Origin of the sequence: Gallaecimonas sp. GXIMD4217, from assembly GCF_038087665.1 — a bacterium.
GTDB lineage: Bacteria > Pseudomonadota > Gammaproteobacteria > Enterobacterales > Gallaecimonadaceae > Gallaecimonas.
Window position 1 is genome coordinate 381,024 of the sequence record NZ_CP149925.1, and the last position, 16,559, is coordinate 397,582.

14 protein-coding genes are annotated in these 16,559 nt (G+C 65.2%); 6 read left to right on the plus strand and 8 right to left on the minus strand.

The window, feature by feature from the left end; genetic code table 11:
• Positions 1 to 77 precede the first annotated feature (77 nt).
• The 3 genes from cgtA to WDB71_RS01925 all read left to right on the plus strand — a co-directional run bounded on the left by cgtA (position 78) and on the right by WDB71_RS01925 (position 2,293).
• Complete coding sequence (gene cgtA, locus WDB71_RS01915; RefSeq protein WP_341502966.1) at positions 78 to 1,244, plus strand: Obg family GTPase CgtA; 1,167 nt, start codon at positions 78 to 80, stop codon at positions 1,242 to 1,244.
• A gap of 79 nt (positions 1,245 to 1,323) precedes the next feature.
• On the plus strand, positions 1,324 to 1,839 hold the full coding sequence (gene folA / locus WDB71_RS01920; RefSeq protein WP_341502967.1) for a type 3 dihydrofolate reductase: 516 nt from the start codon (positions 1,324 to 1,326) through the stop codon (positions 1,837 to 1,839).
• Positions 1,840 to 1,906: 67 nt separating this feature from the next.
• The gene (locus WDB71_RS01925) at positions 1,907 to 2,293 is read left to right on the plus strand and encodes a DUF3718 domain-containing protein (RefSeq protein WP_341502968.1); all 387 of its coding nucleotides are present in this window, start codon (positions 1,907 to 1,909) and stop codon (positions 2,291 to 2,293) included.
• Positions 2,294 to 2,373: 80 nt separating this feature from the next.
• On the opposite strand, the gene WDB71_RS01930 is transcribed toward WDB71_RS01925, so the two are convergent.
• From WDB71_RS01930 to lptD, 7 genes are all read right to left on the minus strand, one after another.
• Positions 2,374 to 4,377 (minus strand): methyl-accepting chemotaxis protein, encoded by a 2,004-nt coding sequence (locus WDB71_RS01930; RefSeq protein ID WP_341502969.1) that lies wholly within the window; start codon positions 4,375 to 4,377, stop codon positions 2,374 to 2,376.
• 130 nt (positions 4,378 to 4,507) lie between these two features.
• Positions 4,508 to 5,317: a symmetrical bis(5'-nucleosyl)-tetraphosphatase gene (locus WDB71_RS01935; RefSeq protein WP_341502970.1), complete on the minus strand. Its 810-nt coding sequence runs from the start codon at positions 5,315 to 5,317 to the stop codon at positions 4,508 to 4,510.
• A complete protein-coding gene (gene apaG, locus WDB71_RS01940) occupies positions 5,317 to 5,688 on the minus strand; it encodes a Co2+/Mg2+ efflux protein ApaG (RefSeq protein ID WP_341502971.1) in 372 nt (123 codons plus the stop codon). The genes WDB71_RS01935 and apaG overlap by 1 nt, the downstream gene beginning before the upstream one ends.
• A complete protein-coding gene (rsmA, locus tag WDB71_RS01945) occupies positions 5,685 to 6,488 on the minus strand; it encodes a 16S rRNA (adenine(1518)-N(6)/adenine(1519)-N(6))-dimethyltransferase RsmA (protein ID WP_341502972.1) in 804 nt (267 codons plus the stop codon). Before rsmA ends, apaG begins: the two co-directional genes overlap by 4 nt.
• Positions 6,481 to 7,470: a 4-hydroxythreonine-4-phosphate dehydrogenase PdxA gene (gene pdxA, locus WDB71_RS01950; RefSeq protein WP_341502973.1), complete on the minus strand. Its 990-nt coding sequence runs from the start codon at positions 7,468 to 7,470 to the stop codon at positions 6,481 to 6,483. The genes rsmA and pdxA overlap by 8 nt, the downstream gene beginning before the upstream one ends.
• A complete protein-coding gene (surA, locus tag WDB71_RS01955; RefSeq protein WP_341502974.1) occupies positions 7,470 to 8,768 on the minus strand; it encodes a peptidylprolyl isomerase SurA in 1,299 nt (432 codons plus the stop codon). Before surA ends, pdxA begins: the two co-directional genes overlap by 1 nt.
• Before the next feature lie 5 nt (positions 8,769 to 8,773).
• Positions 8,774 to 11,044: an LPS assembly protein LptD gene (gene lptD, locus WDB71_RS01960; RefSeq protein ID WP_341502975.1), complete on the minus strand. Its 2,271-nt coding sequence runs from the start codon at positions 11,042 to 11,044 to the stop codon at positions 8,774 to 8,776.
• 86 nt (positions 11,045 to 11,130) lie between these two features.
• Here lptD and WDB71_RS01965 point away from each other — a divergent pair, with 86 nt between their 5' ends.
• From WDB71_RS01965 to djlA, 3 genes are read left to right on the plus strand one after another with little or no spacing between them, the layout of a single operon-like run.
• Positions 11,131 to 12,066 (plus strand): phosphotransferase, encoded by a 936-nt coding sequence (locus WDB71_RS01965; protein WP_341502976.1) that lies wholly within the window; start codon positions 11,131 to 11,133, stop codon positions 12,064 to 12,066.
• Entirely contained in the window at positions 12,063 to 12,719 is a 657-nt protein-coding gene (gene murU, locus WDB71_RS01970; protein ID WP_341502977.1) for an N-acetylmuramate alpha-1-phosphate uridylyltransferase MurU, read from the plus strand. Before WDB71_RS01965 ends, murU begins: the two co-directional genes overlap by 4 nt.
• Positions 12,716 to 13,516 (plus strand): co-chaperone DjlA, encoded by an 801-nt coding sequence (gene djlA / locus WDB71_RS01975; RefSeq protein WP_341502978.1) that lies wholly within the window; start codon positions 12,716 to 12,718, stop codon positions 13,514 to 13,516. Before murU ends, djlA begins: the two co-directional genes overlap by 4 nt.
• A gap of 38 nt (positions 13,517 to 13,554) precedes the next feature.
• Here the strand turns inward: djlA and rapA are convergent, their stop codons facing one another.
• Positions 13,555 to 16,434, minus strand: a complete 2,880-nt coding sequence (gene rapA / locus WDB71_RS01980) for an RNA polymerase-associated protein RapA (protein WP_341502979.1) — start codon at positions 16,432 to 16,434, stop codon at positions 13,555 to 13,557.
• Positions 16,435 to 16,559 lie beyond the last annotated feature (125 nt).

A 16,559-nucleotide genomic window follows, 5' to 3' on the forward strand; every position in this document is an offset into this window, starting at 1 on the left:
TGAAAGCCCCGCCCAGAGCGGGGCTTTTTGTTATGCTCCGTCCTATGCTAAGGATCCTTTGAGGAGACGATTGCACTATGAAATTTGTTGATGAAGCTGTCATCCGGGTCGACGCCGGCGACGGCGGTAACGGTATCGTCAGCTTCCGCCGGGAGAAGTACATCCCCAAGGGTGGCCCGGATGGGGGAGACGGTGGCGACGGCGGCGATGTTTACATCCAGGCCGACGAGAACCTCAACACCCTGATCGACTACCGCTTCGAGCGCTTTCATAAGGCGGAGCGCGGCGAGAACGGCAAGTCCAGCAACTGTACCGGTCGTCGCGGCAAGGATCTGACCCTGGCCGTGCCCGTGGGTACCCGCGCCACAGACGAAGAGACCGGCGAAGTGGTCGGCGAGGTCACCAAGCACGGCCAGCGCCTGCTGGTGGCCAAGGGTGGCTACCACGGCCTCGGCAACACCAGATTCAAGTCCTCCACCAACAGGGCGCCACGCAAGCGTACCCTGGGCACGCCGGGCGAGGTGCGCAGCCTCAAGCTGGAGCTGCTGCTGCTGGCCGACGTGGGCCTGTTGGGCATGCCCAATGCCGGCAAGTCCACCTTCATCCGCTCGGTGTCGGCGGCCAAGCCCAAGGTGGCGGATTACCCCTTCACCACCCTGGTGCCCAACCTGGGCGTGGTCAGGCCAGGTCCCCAGAGCAGCTTCGTGCTGGCCGACATCCCCGGCCTGATCGAAGGGGCCGCCGAAGGTGCCGGTCTGGGCTTCCAGTTCCTGCGCCACCTGGAGCGCTGCCGGGTGCTGCTGCACTTCATCGACGTCGAGCCCTTCGACGGCTCGGATCCGGTGGAAAACGCCCTGATCATCCTCGACGAGCTGCAGAAGTACTCGCCGAAGCTGGCCGAAAAGCCGCGCTGGCTGGTGTTCAACAAGATCGACCTCATGCTCGAGGAGGAGCTGGAGGAACGCTGCCACGAGATCCAGGATGCCCTGGGTTACGAGGGGCCTGTGTTCCAGATCTCCGCCTTCAACAAGCAGGGCACCGACGAGCTCTGCAACGAGCTGATGCAGTTCCTGGACAGCCTGCCCAAGGAAGAGGAAGCCCAGCAGGAAGAAGCCAAGGAAGTCAGCTTCAAGTGGGATGACTACCACCAGGAGCAGCTGGCCGAAGAGCACGACGACGATGATGACGATGACTGGGATGACGACGATGATGACCACGATGTGGAAATCATCTACCAGCCCTGATCTCGCTCCCAGAAGCCGCGCTGCCCAGCGCGGCTTTTTTTGTTAAGCTGCGCTCACTTGTGACCACAGAACGCAGCATATGATCCTCTCCCTGGTGGCCGCCATGGCCCATGACCGCATCATCGGCAAGGACAACCAGATGCCCTGGCACCTGCCGGCCGATCTCAAACACTTCAAGGCCGTGACCCTGGGCAAGCCGGTGCTGATGGGCCGCAAGACCTTTGCCAGCATAGGCCGGCCATTGCCGGGCAGGCGCAACCTGGTGGTGAGTCGGCAGCCCGATCTGCATATCGAGGGGGTGGAGACCTTCACCAGCGTGGAAGCGGCCCTGGCAAGCTGCAGCGGCGTGGCGGAGGTGATGGTGATCGGCGGCGGCCAGATCTACCAGCAGCTGCTGCCCAGGGCCCAGCGCCTGTACCTGACCTTGATCGATGCCGACCTCGACGGCGACACCCGTTTTCCCGACTGGCAGTCGGCCGGTAGCTGGCGGGAGCTGGAACGAAGTGAGCATCACGCCGACGACCGCAACGGTTACAATTTGACCTTTATCACCTTTGAACGCATGGGCCAAGGCACTTTAGCGCAGACCGATTGAGTGCGGGTAAGCGGCTTGTTAGGATGGCATGTGCTACTTGCTATCTTTGTTCCAGAAAGGTTGTCCCATGAAAACAATGAAAATTGCCGCTGTGGCTATGCTGGTCGGCGTTGCTTGGCAACCCGCTCCCGCCCATGCCAATGCCGAACAGCTGGTCGCCAGCATCTGTGATTATGTTGCTGCCAACGACAAGAACCGTCTCCGCTCAAAACTGAAGGACTCCGGTGTCCGCCTGCGCAACCTCTATGACGGCGTCAAATGCAACGGCGAAAGCCTGCTGCGTTTCGCCATGACCGCCAGTGCCGACGACGTGGGCGAGTTCATGGCCAAGAAGATCCCCGGCTCCACCCTGGCCGAGCCCGAGGCTGACGGCCAGACCGTGCTGGCCTGGGCCGAGGCCAATGGTTTTGCCGGTTCCGCTACCGCGGCGGCCATCAAGGATCGTATCAACTGATCACCTTGCGTATCAGGATTAAAAAAGGCGGCCAATGGCCGCCTTTTTTGTATGGGCGCCAAGGCGCCCTTTGCTGAGGCTCAGCTCAGCCTGAATCGCTGCACCGACTGCTGCAGCTCCTCGGCGAGCCTGGCGACCTGCTCGCTGGAGGCGGCGGTCTGTTCGGCCCCTTCGGTGGTCTCCTCGGCAATGCCAACGATACCGTCCAGGTTGGCGCTGATCTCCTGGGCCACCACGCCCTGCTCCTGGGCGGCCTGGGCGATGTGCTCGCTCTTGTCCCTGGCATCGTGGACCGCCTCGGTGATGTGGGACAGGGCCAGATCGGCCTGTTCCGACTTGTTCACGCAGCTCTCGGCCTGGAACTGCCCCTGCTCCATGGCGGCCACGGCCTGCTCGGCGCCGGCCTGGAGGGCTTCGATCATGGCCTGGATCTCCTGGGTGGACTGCTGGGTACGGGACGCCAGGGTCCTGACCTCGTCTGCCACCACGGCGAAGCCGCGGCCCTGCTCGCCGGCCCGGGCCGCCTCGATGGCGGCGTTGAGGGCCAGCAGGTTGGTCTGCTCGGCGATGCCGCGGATCACGTCCAGGATGGAGCCGATGTTGGCGCTGTCCTGATGCAGCTTGTTGATGACCTGGGAGGCGGCCTCCACCTCGGCGGCCAGCTGCTGGATGGTGCTTTTGTTGTCGGCGGAAAGCTGGCGTACCCGCTCCGCTTCGGTATCGGCCCGGCGCACCGACTCCAGGGTCTCGGCGGCGGCATGGGTAACCTGATCGGCGCTGGCGGACATTTCGGTGGTGGCGGTGGCCACCTGGTGCACCTGGCCCTTCTGCTGCTGGATGGACTCCCGGGTCTGGGCGGTGATGGCCGAGGTCTGCTCGGCGCTGGCGGCCAGTTGGGTTGAGCCCTGGGAAATGCCCTCGATCAGGGAACGCAGGCTGTTGATCAGGCTGTTGGTGTTGCGGGCCAGCAGGCCGAACTCGTCCTGGGCGCTGTCGTCCAGGCGCTTGCTGAGATCGCCGGAGGCAATGACGTTCAGCATGCGGTTGACTCTGTCCAGGGGCACGGTGATGGAGCGCACCACCCACCAGGCGATGGCACTGGCCACCAGCACCGAGACGATGATCACCAGGGTGGTGACGCTGTTGGCGGAGCTGACGCTGTCGTTGATCTGCTGGCGGGAATCGCTGGCGATGTCCTTGGCGGCCTGCTGCAGGGCGTCCAGCTGCTGGCCCAGGGTGGCCATGTTCTGGCGCTCGGTCTCCAGGGCGGTCCTGGCCCGGGCCAGCTCGGCCAGCTCGGCCTGATGACCGCCGACCAGGCTGTCGGAACCGGTCAGGATCAGGGCATCCAGTTTCTCGATGCCGTCACGGATATCGGGCAGGTAGTCGTTGTCGCCCAGCTGGCGGCTCAGGAAGTCGAGATTGGTCTTGATGTCGCCCAGGATAAAGCTCAGCTCGCCACTGATGGTCTCGGCCTTGGTGGCCGTCTCCGACTTGACGTAGTCGACGCTGGTACTGCCCAGGGACAGCAGGGCCGTTTCCACCTTGTTGGCGGTGGCCTGGGGGCCGGACTCGATGCCGCTGTCGTAGAGATCCAGCAGGTAGGTGCTGGTATCGTCGGTCAGATCCTCTATCTCCGACAACTGGCCCTGCAGCTGCTTGCGCAGCGCCTGGGCCTTGAGTTTGGCGTCAAGAAGTTGGCCAAGCTGCCCTTCCAGTGACTGGAAAGTGGCGGACACCGCCTTGGCCGGGGCGGCAAGCTGGGGCTCGGCCTTGGCCAGCTGGTCGAAGCCGGCAAGGGTTTCCCGGAAGTCCTGCTCCAGGATCAGGATGCGCTTCTTATGGGCCTCGATTTCGCTGGTGTCGCCGCTGTAGAAGGCGGCCAGGCCCTCTTCGGCCAGAGTGCTGGCCTGCTGCTGCAGCCGGCTGGAGCTGACCAGGGCATTCATGGCCAGCTCGGTGGCCCGCTGGGTGCTCTGTTCGACCTTGGTAAAGCTGGAAAGTGAAATACTGCCGTTGACGATCAGCAGTAAGGTGATGATCACAAAGCCAAAGACGATCCGCTTGGCTACCGTGAGATTCATTGGCTACTCCCTAGAACAGCTGTGATGGGAACATTGCATGCAAGCAACGGGCCCATGTTAAACCTTGCATTGTTGTTGTAACAGGCTGTCTAACCTGGGTTGTAAACCCGTTATCGGCAGGGGAGCGCCATTATTTAGCCGAATTCAGGCTGGGCTGGAAAAAGCGCTGGTCGTTTTCCATCTGCCACAGGGTCAGGCCCTTGCCCCAGACGCAGCCGGTATCCAGGGCCCGAACCTGGGGGTGGTCGGCACGGCCTTCCAGGGCGGCCCAGTGGCCAAAGGCGATGGTGAAGGGCAGCCGGCCATGGAGGGCGTACCAGGGCAGCAGGTCGTCGCCGCCGGGTGAGCCCTTGCGGGTCAGCTCCAGGCGCCCGTCCCGGTGACAAAAACGCATCCGGGTCAGGGCATTGATGATGTGGCGCAGCCTTGGCTGGCCCTCGAGGTCATCCTGCCACAGGGCCGGCTCATTGCCGTACATGCCGGCCAGCAAAGCCTGCCAGTGTGGGCCGCGCAGCACCTCGGCGACTTCGTCACTGCGCTGCAGGCAGTCGGTAGGGGACCAGCCCGGCGGCAGCCCGGCATGGGAGATCAGCACCTGATGGGATTCGTCCCAGAGCGCCAGGGGCTGGTGGCGAAGCCAGTGCTGGATGGCCGCACGCCTGGGGCTGGCCAGTATGGCATCCAGGCGATCGCCGGCCTTGGCCCGCTTGAGGCCGGTCAATATGGCCAGCAGGTGCAGGTCGTGGTTGCCCAGGCTGACGGCGGCGGCGCCTTCCAGGGCCATGAACAGTTCCAGTACCCTGAGCGACTCCGGGCCCCTGGCGACCAGATCACCGACCGCCCAGAGCTTGTCCCGGGAAGGACTGAAATCCACCAGGGCCAGCAGCCTCTCCAGCTCCGCGAAGCAGCCCTGGATATCGCCAACCACATAGTTGGCCATCAGTTCACCACGTTGGGCACGGCCAGGCGGAAGATGGGGATGGGGGTGCGAAAGCGTTCGCCGGCTTCGTCTTCCATCTCGTAATAGCCTTCCATGGTGCCCACCGGGCTCTCCAGTACGGCGCCCGAGGTATAGCTGAATTCGGCCCCGGCGGCGATGCTGGGCTCCTTGCCGACCACGCCGGCACCATTGACCTCGGTGGTCTTGCCGTTGCCGTCGGTGATCAGCCAGTGGCGGTTGCGCAGGGTGGCCGACTCGGTGCCCAGGTTGCGGATGGTGACCGTATAGGCGAAGACGTACTTGTCCTCTTCCGGGATGGACCTGTCATCCAGGTAGTGGGTGACCACCTGGATGTGCAGCTTCTGGCTCATGCACCGCGCTCCATCTTGTCGGCCAGGGTATTGGCCAACAGCACGAACTGCTCCAGGCTGAGCTGCTCGGGGCGGGCGGTAGGGCTCAGGCCCAGGGCCTCGAGATCCTCGGCGCTGAAGTGGTTCTTGAAGCAGTTGCGGATGGTCTTGCGGCGCTGGTTGAAGGCTTCCAGCAGCACCTGGTTGAGGCGTTTCTCGTCCCTGGCCACGAAGGGCTTCTGCTGGTGGGGGATCAGCCGTACCACGGCCGAGTCCACCTTGGGGGCCGGCTTGAAGGCGCCCGGGCCCACCTCCAGCACCGGGATCACCTGGCAGTGGTACTGGGTCATCACCGACAGGCGGCCGTACTGCTTGCTGCCGGGACCGGCCGCCATGCGCTGCACCACTTCCTTTTGCAGCATGAAATGCATGTGGGTGATCTGGTCGGTGTGCTGGAGCAGGTGGAAGATCAGCGGCGTGGAGACGTTGTAGGGCAGGTTGCCGAATACCTTGAACGGCTTGCCGGCCTCGATGAGCCGGTTGAAGTCGAACTCCAGTGCGTCGCCCTGGTGGACGCTGAGCCGCGGGTTGCTCTTGAGCCTGTCGGCCAGATCCCGGTCCAGCTCGACCACGTTGAGGTGGCCGGCCAGCTCCAGCACCGGCTCGGTGAGGGCGCCGAGGCCGGGACCTATTTCCACCAGGACGTCTTCCGGGCGGGGATCTATGGCGGAAACGATCTGGCGGATCACCGCCGGGTCGTGGAGGAAATTCTGGCCGAAGCGCTTGCGGGCCCTGTGGCCCATATGAACCTTGTCACTCATGTTTTTTACTGACCGCGAGGGAGATGGCTTGGGATACGGCGAGTGTCAGGCTGCCGGCGTCGGCCTGGCCTGAACCGGCCAATTCTAAGGCGGTTCCGTGGTCCACGGAAGTACGGATAAAGGGCAGCCCCAGGGTGATGTTGACCGAGGCGCCGAAGCCCTTGTGTTTCAGTACCGGCAGGCCCTGGTCGTGGTACATGGCCAGCACGGCGTCGGCGTCGTCCAGGTACTTGGGCTGGAACAAGGTATCGGCGGGCAGGGTGCCGACCAGATCCATGCCTTCGCCGCGCAGGGCGTCCAGGGTCGGATCTATGACGTCCAGCTCCTCCCGGCCCAGGTGGCCGCCTTCGCCGGCATGGGGGTTGAGGCCGCAGACATAGATGCGCGGCGCCGGGATATCGAACTTTTCCACCAGATCCCGGTGCAGCACCCTCAGCACCTTGGTCAGGCGCTCCGGGGTGATGGCCTTGGCCACATAGGCCAGGGGGATGTGGGTGGTGACCAGCGCCACCCGCAGGCCGGCGGTGGCCAGCATCATCACCACGTCCGGGGTGCCGGCCAGCTGGGCAAAGAACTCGGTGTGGCCGGAGAAGGCATGGCCGGCCTGGTTGATGATGCCCTTGTGCACCGGTCCGGTGACCACGGCGGCGAAGTCGCCGTTGATGTTGCCCCGGCAGGCAAAGGTCAGGGTGTCCAGCACATAGCCGGCATTGGCCTCGTCCAGGCTGCCCGGCACCACGGGTACCGCCGTCTGGAAGGGTGCCAGGGTCAGGGTGCCGGCCTGCTGCGGCCTGGGGGGCTGGTCCGGATCATAGGGCCGCAAAGAAAGGGGAAGGGCCAGTTGCCTGGCCCTTTCCGTCAGCATTTTTTCGTCGGCGCAGACGACGATCTCCGCGTCCCAGTCCTGCTGGGCTATGGCAATGGCCAGATCGGGGCCAATGCCCGCCGGCTCTCCCGGCGTCAGGGCGATGCGCAGTGTCATCAGGCGTCGTCTTCCAGCAGGTCGATATAGGCCTGGTTACGCAGCTCCCTCAACCAGGCCATGGCCTCTTCGTTGAACTTGCGGTTGAACAGCAAGCGGTAGGCCCTGTCCTGGGTGGCCTTGTCGGTGGCATCCGTGGTGCGGCGGTCGATCAGCTGCACCAGGTGCCAGCCGTGCACGGAGCGGAAGGGGGCGGCGTATTCGCCCGGCTGCAGCCTGGCCAGGGCGTCCCTGAAGGCGGGCACATAGATGTTGGGATCGGACCAGCCCAGCTCGCCGCCCTTGCGGGCCGAGCCCGGATCTTCGGAATGCTCCCTGGCGGCCTCCTCGAAGCTCATCTCGCCGCTCTTGATCTGCCCGGCCAGCTCTTCCAGGGTCTCCCTGGCCTTATCGTCGCTGACGATGATGGAGGGCTTGATCAGGATGTGGCGGGCGTTGATCTCCTGTACCTCGACCGTTTCCAGGCCGCGCATGTCGCTGACCTTGACGATATGGAAGCCGGCGCCGGAACGCAGCGGCCCAATGATCTGGCCCTGCTTGGCGCCCTTGAGGGCGTCGGCGAACAGGGTCGGCACCTCGTTGGCGTTGACCCAGCCCAGGTCGCCCCCTTCCAGGGCCTTGGCGCCGCTGGAAGACAGGATGGCCAGGCGGGCGAAGTCCTCGCCGTCCTCAAGGCGCTTCAGCACCTTCTCGGCCCGCTCCCGGGTCTCGTTGAGGGCCTTGGAGTCGGCACCTGAGGGCAGCTGGATCAGGATGTGGCCAAGGCGGTATTCCAGGTTCTCGGCGCCCTGCTCGTTGAGCTGGGCGACCATGGCCTCGACCTCCTGGGGGGAGATCTGGATGCGACGACCGACGGCGATGCGGCGCACCTCACCCAGGGTCAGCTCGGTACGGACGTTCTCGCGGTAGCGGGCATAGTTGCCGCCGTCCTTCTCGATGGCGCGCTTGAGCTGCTCCAGGGTCAGGCCCTGGTCGGCGGCGATGTTGCGTACCGTCTGGTCCAGCTGGGCATCGGATATCTTCAGGCCGATACGCTGGGCCATCTGCAGCTGCAGCTGTTCCATGATCAGCCGGTCCAGGGCCTGGGTGCGCAGCACGCTCTCGGAGGGCAGCGGCTGCTTGGCCTGCTCGGCACTGCGCTTGATGTTGTTCAGCAGTTCCCGGACATCGGACTCCAGGATCACGCCCCGGTCGACCACGGCGGCGACCTTGTCCAGCAGGACAGGTTCGGCCTGGACGCCGGTCATGGTCAGGGCGCTGCCCAGCAGCAGGGCATTCATCAGATTCTTCATTTTCATGGCAATCAATTGCTCAGGTAATAGGGCTCACGATAGCTGAAAACGCCTTTGCTTAACAATTGCTCGCCAGTGGTGGGATTGCCGCCCATGCCCTTGATGATGACCTGCAGGCTGAAGCCGGTGTCATAGGTCGACTGGCCGGCGAACTCGGGTTCGGCGGACAGTATGGGGTTGAGGCGACGGCTGGCGGTCAAACGCAGGGCGAAACAGCAGGCGTCATACTGCACTCCGGCATAGGTCTCGGCCGTTCGGTGCAGGCGCAGATCTTCGAAATGGGAGGCGAAGAGCTGCCATTGGTTATCCAGTTGCCAGGCGGCTCTCAGGCCGGCCTGGTCGATGCTTTCGTCGTCGCTGATGTCCTTCACGTAACGGTGGGTGAACTGCAGCAACCTGTTATCACTGACCCTGTAGTCCAGGGTGAAGTTCCCACGCCTGGTGCTGTTGATGTCGGTGTCGTAGAGCAGGGCGCTGGACAGGCCCCAGTTCCGGTCGATGCGCAGATCCAGTTCGCCGGCCAGGGCCGAGCGGGAACGCTCCACCTGGCCCGAGTCCTGGGTCAGGCCCACATCGGCCTGCTTGAGGTAGATGATCTGGCCCAGGGAGGCCCTGAGCCTTTCCCGCTGCTTGCTGTCCAGGATGCGGCTGGTGACGCCCAGGGTGATCTGGTTGGCATCGGTGATCCTGTCCAGGCCCGAGAAGCGCCTGGGGCGGAACAGGCCGTGGTAATCCTCCCGCAGCAGGGTGGTGTCGTAGAGGCCGATATCGTCCTGGTTGTCCTTGGGAATGAACAGGTACTGGAGCTGGGGCTCCAGGGTCTGGCTGTAGGCCCGCTGGTCCCATGCGAAGTCGCGCTCGAAGTTGAGCTGGCCATGGACGCGCAGCTGCGGCAGGGTCCGTGACACCGAGTCGGCCAGCTGGCCATTGGGGTCGTCCTGGTCGTAGAAGGTCTGGTACAGCTTCAACTCTGTGGTCAGGGAGCCGGCCGTGGTCACCAGGGGCAGGCTGATGCCGGGCTCCAGGTGCACCCGGTTGGCGGTGGGCCTGCTGGCGTCCTTGTTGTCGAAGGCCACGGCTTCGCTGTAGAAGTCGAAGTGCAGGCCCTGCCAGAAATCCGGTTGCCGGTAGCCCAGGCTCAGCTGGGGTACCTGGCGGTAGGGCTCGACGAAATCGCCCAGCACCTCGAAGTCGCGCACCTGGGCGCTGAACTGCCAGTTATCCGAAAAGTAGGCCACCTGGCCGCTGCGGGTGATCTGGGTGTCGGTGGCGGAGCCCTTGGGGGAATCCAGATCGACGAAGTAGGCGTCGTCGCTGAGGGTGGTGACGTCGGCATGGTAGCGCCACTGTTCGCCGACCCGGCCGCTGTGCTGCCAGCTGGCCAGGTAGCGCTGCTTGTCCTCGCCGACGTATTCGCTGTCGCTGTCCAGGTATTCCAGGGTCAGCTCGCCGGCATCGCTGCCGAACAGGTAGCGGAATTCGTTGTTGAGCTGCAGGCCGCGCTTGCTCATGTACCTGGGGGTGAAGGTCAGATCCAGGTTGGGAGCGATGTTCCAGTAGACGGGCTGGGCGTATTCCAGGCCGCTCTTGTCGCTGGAGCCCAGGGTCGGGTAGAGCAGGCCGGATTTGCGCTGGTCCGTGACCGGGAAGGTCATGTAGGGCACATAGAAGACCGGCACGTCATAGATGCGGAACTGGGCGCCCCTGGCGGAGCCCCAGCCCTGGTCCGGCTCGACCTTGATCTCGCTGGCGCGCAGCTCCCAGGCCATGTCCTCGGCCGGGCAGGTGGTAAAGCTGCCGCCCTCGAGGACGAAGCCCTGCTGTTCGCTCAGGCTCAGCCGCTTGGCGGCGCCATGGCCCAGCTGGCCCTGCATCTGGTAGCGGGCTTCCTTTATCTCGGCCTTGTTGCTGCGGGTATCGGCTTCCAGGCCCTGGCTGCTGACCTTGAGGCGGCCGTCTTCGAAACTGACCTGGCCATGGGCCTTGAGGGAGCCCCGGACATTGTCCAGTTCGGCCTTGTCGGCCTTGAGCAGGCGGTTGCCCTGGCGGATCTCCACGTTCCCTTCCAGAACGGCGCTTTCCCGCCCCTGGATGTCGGCACGCTCGGCCGAGGCCTGGATCGGCGCCTGGCTCAGGTCGGCATTCCTGGCGACCGTAGGGGCTGTTGTCTGGGGACACTGGGGCTCAGCGGCAAGGGCCTGGCCTACGGCCGCTGCCACGGTCGAGAAGACCAGCAGCCGGCGGACCTTGGAGGCGCTTTTTCCCATCTGATTCTCACTCATGCTGCGGCTTCTATACCGCTTCTTCTCTGGCCTTGGATGATAAAGCAATTTTACCTCTCGGGCTATTGGGCTATAGTGCGGCCGGTATGACACAGACGCATTTTCAGGCCCTGGGTTCCTGGATCCAGGGACATTTGCAACTCCCAACCCTGGCATGGCAGCCGCTGTCCGGCGATGCCGGTGGTCGCAGCTACTTCCGCCTGCTGAATGCCCCAGAGCCCTTGCTGGCGGTGCATTGCAGCAATCCGGCCAAGGAACTGCTCGACTTTGACCGCCTTGGCCTGGCCCTGGCCGGGGCCGGCGTGCCGGTGCCAAGGCCCCTGGCCCTGGATGCAGAGCGCGGCTTCATGCTCATTCCCGACTATGGCGACCGCCTGCTCAGCTCACTGACCGCCGACGAACGGCTGCCCTGGTACCGCCAGGCCATGGGGCTGCTGCCGAAGATCCGTGCCGTGCAGGCCGAGCTGCCCAGGGCGGATCTGGCCTTCGTGACGCGCAAGCGCCAGCTGTTCGAGGACTGGTACCTGGCGCGCCACCTCGGAGTCACCGTTCCACAAACCCTGCTGCAGCCGCTGTTCGAGCGCCTCTACGACAATTTCTTCTCCCAGCCCCAGGTGCCCAGCCACAGGGATTACCATGGCCGCAACCTGCTCTGCCACGGTGACGAGCTGGTGGTCATCGATTTCCAGGACCTGCTGCTGGCGCCCCTGACCTATGACGCCGCCTCCCTGCTCAGGGACAGCTATGTCAGCCTGAGCACGGCCGAGGAGCAGGCCCTCATCGCCCAGGCCTTTGCCGAGCAGGCCTTCACCGACGATGAGGCGCTGTTCAAGCGCTGGCTGGATCTGACCGCCATGCTCAGGCAGCTGAAGATCCTCGGTATCTTCTGCCGTCTTCATTACCAGGACGGCAAGTCACGCTACCTGGACAGCCTGGCACCGACCCGGGACAAGCTGCTCGAAACGGCCCGCCGCTACCCGGAATTTGCCGACTTCGCCGACTGGCTGGAGGCCAATGCATGAAGGCCATGATCCTGGCCGCCGGCCGTGGCGAGCGCATGCGGCCACTGACCGACCACACCCCAAAACCCCTGCTCGAGGCCGGCGGCCGGCCGCTGATCCAGTATCACCTTCAGCGCCTGGCCGCAGCCGGTGTCCGCGAGGTGGTCATCAACACCGCCTGGCTGGGCGAGCAGTTGCCCGCTGTGCTGGGTGACGGCAGCCGCTTCGGGGTGAGCATCCATTACTCCCACGAGGGCCAGGCCCTGGAAACCGCCGGCGGCATCCGCAGGGCGTTGCCGCTGCTGGGAGAGGGCGACTTCCTGCTGGTCAACGGCGACATCTATTGCGATCTGCCCCTGGAGCGGCTGCTGGCGGCGCCGTCCGGCACCCTGGTGCTGGTAGACAACCCGGACCATAACCCGGGTGGCGATTTCGCCCTTGCCGACGGCCGCATTGCCGAGGCGGGCCGGCGCCTGACCTATGCCGGCCTGGCCCGGCTGCCCCTGGCCTGGTTTGCCAACCTGCCCCAGGGCCACGGCGCCCTGGGGCCGCTGCTCAGGCAGTGGGCCAAGGCGGGCCGGCTGCACGGCCTGCATCACCAGGGCTATTGGCTGGATGTGGGCACGCCACAGCGCCTGGCGGCCCTGGACCGCCAGCTGCGAGGGCAAGCATGAACTGGTGGGGCAGGTTGCTTGGCCTGTTGATCGGCCTGGCCTTCGCCAGGGTGCCGGGGGCGCTGCTGGGCTTCCTGGCCGGCTGGTGGTTCGACAAGGCCCTGAGGCGGGATTTCCAGGGCGGCGGCTTCGGCCGCTACTGGCACAGGCTCGACGAGGTGGGGCGCCAGCAGCTGTTCTTCCACACCACCTTCGCGGTCATGGGTCATCTGGCCAAGGCCAAGGGCCAGGTGGTGGAGGCGGAGATCCAGGCCGCCACGGCCCTGATGGACAGGCTGAAGCTCTCCGGCAAGGCCAGGGAGGCGGCCAAGGCCGCCTTCCGGGAGGGCAAGCTGGCCGGCTTCCCCCTGGACGCGGCCGTGCTCAGCCTGCGCGAACAGCTGGGCAGGCAACGGGATCTGCAGCGGCTCTTTATCGAGATCCAGCTGCAGGTGGCCCTGGCCGACGGCCAGCTGCACCCGGCCGAATGGGACGTGCTGGAACGCATCGCCAAGGGGCTGGGGCTGGGCAGCAAGCTGCTCAAGGTGCTGATCCGTGAGGCCCAGGCCGGCCGCCATTTCAAGCGGGAACCCCGCGAATCCCGGGTGGCCAAGCTCAACGACGCCTACCAGATCCTCGGTCTGGAAACCGGTGCCGAGTGGACGGCGGTCCGCCGCGCCTACCGCAAGGCCATGGCCGAACACCATCCCGACAAGCTGGTGGCCAAGGGGCTGCCGCCCGAGATGCAGGTGCTGGCCAAGGAGCGGGCCCAGGCCATCCAGGCCGCCTACCAGCTCATCAAGCAAAGCCAGCGCTAAGCGGGAAAAGGAAAGGGAGGCCTGCGCCTCCCTTTTTTTTACTCGTTGACCACCACGATCAACCGGACCATGTCCAGCTTCAGCTGGGCGCGGTCGATCTGGGTCAGGATGGCGCTCTTGTGGGCCCTGAGCTCCTCCAGCTCGTCGTCGCGGATGCTGGCGTTGACGGCCTTGAGGGCCTCCAGGCGGGCCAGATCACCGTCCAGCACCTGGCCGGCGGTCTCCCTGGCCCGGGCGATCAGCTCGGCCTGGCGCCCGGCCAGCCCGGATTCGGCCTGGCTGATCAGGCCATGGACGGCGGCCTGGGAGGCGGAGGCCAGCTTGGCGGCGGTATGGCGCTTGAGGGGCGTCAGCTGGCGGTTGAACTGATCGAAGGGCACATTGGCGGACAGATCCTTGCCATTCTTGTCCAGCAGCAGGCGGATGGGGGTCGGCGGCAGGAAGCGGTCCAGCTGCAGGTGCTTGGGCGCCTGGTGTTCGCTGATGTAGACCAGCTCCACGAACAGGGTGCCGGCGGGCAGGGCCTTGTTCTTCAGCAGGGCCACGGCGGCATTGCCCATGTCGCCGGACAGCACCGCTTCCATGGTGCCGGTGACCAGGGGGTGATCCCAGCTCAGGAACTGGATGTCGTCCCTGCTCAGGGCCCGCTCGCGGCCAAAGGTGGCCAGCTGGCCGTCTTCCTCCAGGCCCGGCAGGGGGCTGAGCATGTGCTCCGAAGGCCTCAGCAGCAGGGTTTCATCGTCCAGGTCTTCCTGGTCGACGCCGAACACGTCCAGCAGCTGCAGCAGGTAGGTGGGCAGGTGGTGGCTGAAGTCCTGCTCGGCGATGGCCTGGACCAGGGACTCGCCACGGCCACGGCCACCGGAGGCCAGCTCCAGCAGGCGGTCGCGGCCGGATTCCAGGTCCGCCTCCAGGGCCTGCCGGCGCTGGGCGGTCTCGGCGGTCAGTTCGGCCAGGTCGGCCTGTTCCTGGCTGGCCAGGCAGGCCAGCAGGCGCTCGCCGAATTCGTCGAACAGCTGGCTGCCGGCGGGGCAGGTGCTTTCGAAGGCGTTCAGGCCCTGGTGGTACCAGGCCAGCAGCATGGCCTGGGCGGAGTCCTGGAAGTGAGGCACATGGATGGCCACCTCGAACTTCTGGCCGATGCGGTCCAGGCGGCCGATGCGCTGCTCCAGCAGATCCGGGTTCAGGGGCAGGTCGAACAGCACCAGATGGCGGGCGAACTGGAAGTTGCGGCCTTCGGAACCGATCTCGGAGCAGAGCAGGATCTGGGCGCCGTCTTCGCTGTCGGCGAAGTAGGCAGCGGCCCTGTCCCTCTCCACTATGCTCATGCCCTCGTGGAAGACGGCGGTGTTGACGGCCTCGCGGCTGCGCAGGAACTCGGCCAGGGCCAGGGCCTGGCTGGCCTGGGCGCAGATCAGCACCACCTTTTCGTCCCTGTGTCCGGCCAGGAAGTCCAGCAGCCACAGGGCGCGGGGATCGTGCTGGCACCAGGAGGCCTCTTCACTGCCTTCGAAGTCCTGATAGATGCGCTCCGGGTAGAGCAGTTCCCTGGCCTGCTCCTCGGTGCCCTTGCGGCCGGCCATCATCCGCGACACCTTGATGGCGGTGCCGTAGGCCTCGGGCATGGCCAGGGGCACCTCGTGCAGGGCGCGGCCCGGGAAGCCGGGTACGGCCGCCCTGGTGTTGCGCAGCAGCACCCGGCTGGTGCCGTGGCGGTCGATCAGGGCCGCCACCAGTTGGTCGCGGCAGGCCGGATCGTCCAGCTGCCCGGCCAGTTCGGCCAGATCATCGCCCTGGGCGGCGATGATGGTTTTGTCCTCGTCGGTCAGGGCCTCGCCGGCCAGGATGCGGGCCGCGGCCTCGGCCAGCTGGCGGTAGTCCTGCTCCTCGGCCTTGAAGCTCTCGTAGTCGTGGAAGCGCTCCGGATCCAGCAGGCGCAGGCGGGCAAAGTGGCTCTCGTGGCCCAGCTGATCCGGGGTGGCGGTCAGCAGCAGCACAGAGGGCACCTCTTCGGCCAGGGCCTCCACCACCTGGTATTCGCGGCTGGGTTTGTCCGGGTGCCACGCCAGGTGGTGGGCCTCGTCGACCACCAGCATGTCCCAGTCCGCTTCCAGCACCTGCTCGAAACGCTGCTTGCGCTTGGCGATGAGATCCAGGCTGATCAGCACCAGCTGTTCGGTGTCGAAGGGGTTGTCCACGTCCAGGCTGGCTTCCTGGAGGCGTTCCTCGTCGAACAGTGCGAAGCGCAGGTTGAAGCGGCGCAGCATTTCCACCAGCCATTGGTGCATCAGGCTGTCCGGCACCAGCAGCAGCACGCGGCTGGCACGGCCGGCCAGCAGCTGCTGGTGAATGATCATGCCCGCTTCCACCGTCTTGCCCAGGCCCACTTCATCGGCCAGCAGCACCCGCGGATTCATGCGCCGGCCCACCTCGTTGGCGATGTGCAGCTGATGGGGGATCAGATCGGCGCGCTGGCCGACCAGTCCCCGCAACGGGCTCTGGCTCAGCCTGCTCTGCTGTTCCAGGGTCTGGTAGCGCAGGGTGAACCAGTCGTTGCGGTCTACCTGGCCGGCAAAGAGGCGATCCTGGGGCTTGTTGATGCTGATGACGTGGGACAGGAAGGTTTCCCTGAGGCTGAGCCTTTCCTGGGTGTCTTCGCGAATGCCGACGTAGCTGACCAGGCCATCCTGCTCCTCGATCTCTTCCACGGTCAGTTGCCAGTCCTCGTGGCTGGTCACCCTGTCGCCGGGATTGAAACGCACTCGGGTGATGGGCGCATCCTGGCGGGTATAGACGCGGTTTTCACCGCAGGCGGGAAACAACAGGGACACGGTTCTGGCATCCAGCGCCACCAGGGTGCCGAGACCCAGATCGGATTCGGCATCGGCTATCCAGCGCTGACCAAGGGCAAATGGCATTGACTACGGCTCCATCGGCTCGGGAAAAAGGCGGGGTATGTTACCCAAGAGCATAGGGGCTGGCAAAAGCCTTGGTGTTGGATCAATGTCACCGAGATGTAATGGGTCTAAGCTTAGAGTGTCAG